This window comes from Rhizobacter sp. (assembly GCF_035702065.1).
In the GTDB taxonomy this organism is placed as follows: domain Bacteria; phylum Pseudomonadota; class Gammaproteobacteria; order Burkholderiales; family Burkholderiaceae_C; genus Rhizobacter.
Map to the genome: position 1 here is coordinate 1 of NZ_DASSRA010000318.1, position 2428 is coordinate 2428.

The window sequence follows — 2428 nt, forward strand, 5'->3', positions numbered from 1 at the left end:
CTGCGCTTCATCCTCGAATACATCCGCCCTGAGATCCGGCAGTACTTCATCGAGGGCGACAGCGAGGCCGCGCCCTTCTCGCGCCAGCAGCGCTCGCTGGTGTACCAGCGCTCCAAGGGCGAGCAGGACAAGCGGCCCTTCGGCACGCAGATGGACGTGGGCGCCACCGGCTACGAATGGATCAACCACTCGCTGCTGCCGACCGAGCTGGGCACGCACGACTTCCGCATCACCATCGGCGCGCAGCGTGCGCAGCCTTACTCGGCCAGCGTGTTCAACATCTCGGCGATGAGCTTCGGCTCGCTGTCGGCCAACGCCATCCTCGCGCTCAACGCGGGTGCGAAGCGCGGGGGCTTCGCGCACGACACCGGCGAAGGCTCGATCAGCCAGTACCACCGGGTGCATGGCGGCGACCTGATCTGGGAGGTCGGCTCCGGCTACTTCGGCTGCCGCAACGACGACGGCAGCTTCAACGCGGAACGCTTTGCGGTGGCCGCGCGCGACCCGCAGGTCAAGATGATCGAGCTCAAGCTGAGCCAGGGCGCCAAACCCGGCCACGGCGGCGTGCTGCCCGGCCCGAAGGTGACGCTGGAGATCGCCGCGGCGCGCGGCGTCACGCCCTGGGTCGACTGCAACTCGCCGGCACGCCACAGCGCCTTCAACACCCCCGTGGAGATGATGCAGTTCATCGACCGCCTGCGCGAGCTGTCGGGTGGCAAGCCCACCGGCTTCAAGCTGTGCATCGGCCACCCGTGGGAATGGTTCGGCCTCGCCAAGGCCATGCTGGAGACGGGCATCACGCCCGACTTCATCGTGGTCGATGGCGCCGAGGGTGGCACCGGCGCCGCGCCGCTGGAGTTCACCGACCACGTGGGCGCGCCGCTGCAGGAGGGCCTGCTGCTGGTGCACAACACGCTGGTGGGCCTGAACCTGCGCGACAAGATCCGCATCGGCTGCGCCGGCAAGGTGGTCAGCGCCTTCGACATCGCGCGCATGATGGCGCTCGGCGCCGACTGGTGCAACGCGGCGCGCGGCTTCATGTTCGCGCTGGGCTGCATCCAGTCGCAGTCGTGCCACACGGGCACCTGCCCGACCGGCGTCGCCACGCAAGACCTGCAGCGCCAGCGCGCACTGGTCGTGCCGACCAAGGCCGACCGCGTCTACCAGTACCACCAGAGCACGCTCAAGGCCTTGCAGGAGCTGGTGCAGGCCGCCGGCCTCACGCACCCGGGCGCGATCACGGCCGCGCACATCGTGCGCCGCTGCAACGACCACCAGGTGAAGCTGCTGGCCACCCTGCTGCCCTTCGTGAAGCCCGGGGAGCTGCTGGCCGGCGAGGTGCAGCAGCGCGTGTTCAGCCTGTACTGGCCCATGGCGAGCGCCCACAGCTTCGCCGCCAGCCCCTGAAGCCACCCCCGAGACGTGGGGTCCGAAGCCCGGGTTTACGGGGATGCCACGAGGGGGCACGCCCCAAACAATAGGCGCAGCTTCCGCCCGACCTTCATCAAGCCGTCATGCCGTCCATCGTCCTGCTGCAGCGTGACCACGAGGCCAGCCCGCGGCTGTGCAGCCTGATCGATGCGTCGGAGCAGTTCCTGGTCAGCGACAGCGCCCACACCGTCGAGCAGGCGCGCCAGCTGATCCACGAGACCTCCCCCGACATCCTCGTCACCGACATGCGCGTGCAGGACGGCGAGGTGCAACCCCTGCTCACCGAGCTGCGCCGCAGCCCGCGCGGGCCCAGACCGCACATCGTGGTCACCATGCTGGCGCACGACGACGCGGCCCTGCTCGAGGCGCTGCGCGGTGGGGCCGACGGCTACTGGGTGCACACGCAAAAGCCCGGTGCCCTGATCGCCGCGCTGGAGCAGGCCTCGCGCGGCGAGTCACCGATCTCGCCGACCATCGCACGCCATCTGCTCTTGCACTTCCAGAAGACACCGGCCCAGCCGCGCTTCGACACCATGACCGAGTCGCTCGACCCGCTGGTGCTCACCGGCACCGAGCAGGCCATCCTGCAGTGGGTGGCGCAGGGCTACCTGATCGACGAGATCGCGCAGCAGTGGCAGTCCAACGTGCACACCGTGGCCTGCGGCATCCGCGCCGTGTACCAGAAGCTGCAGTTCGACCGCCGCGCCACCGGCTTGAGTCTGAAGGCCGCCTAGCCATCGCTTTCGCACGCGCGCAGCGACGTCCCCCTCAAGGAACACCCGCGGATCCGGCTTTGCCGGGGGCCGCTGGGTGGCGCCAGTTGCCAGAGGCACCTGGCCTTCGTGCCGTCCAAGTCCACGCAGGTGGACTTGGAGCCGCGGCACTCAGCCCTTTGGGGGGAGGACCGTCAGGGACTGGGAGGCACTGTGTCGATGAAGCTTTGGCGCTGGGCCAGCTTGGCTTCGAGGCGTGCGAGGTTCGGGTATTGGCTGCGCCA

2 protein-coding genes are annotated in these 2428 nt (G+C 69.2%); both read left to right on the forward strand.

Features of this window, described 5'->3' with window-relative positions; genetic code table 11:
- On the forward strand, nt 1-1407 hold a 1407-nt coding region (locus VFL64_RS14160), incomplete at its 5' end, for an FMN-binding glutamate synthase family protein (RefSeq protein WP_489541025.1).
- A 107-nt stretch (nt 1408-1514) separates the two neighbouring features.
- Nucleotides 1515-2165 (forward strand): response regulator, encoded by a 651-nt coding sequence (locus tag VFL64_RS14165; protein WP_489541026.1) that lies wholly within the window; start codon nt 1515-1517, stop codon nt 2163-2165.
- The last annotated feature ends 263 nt before the right edge of the window (nt 2166-2428 follow it).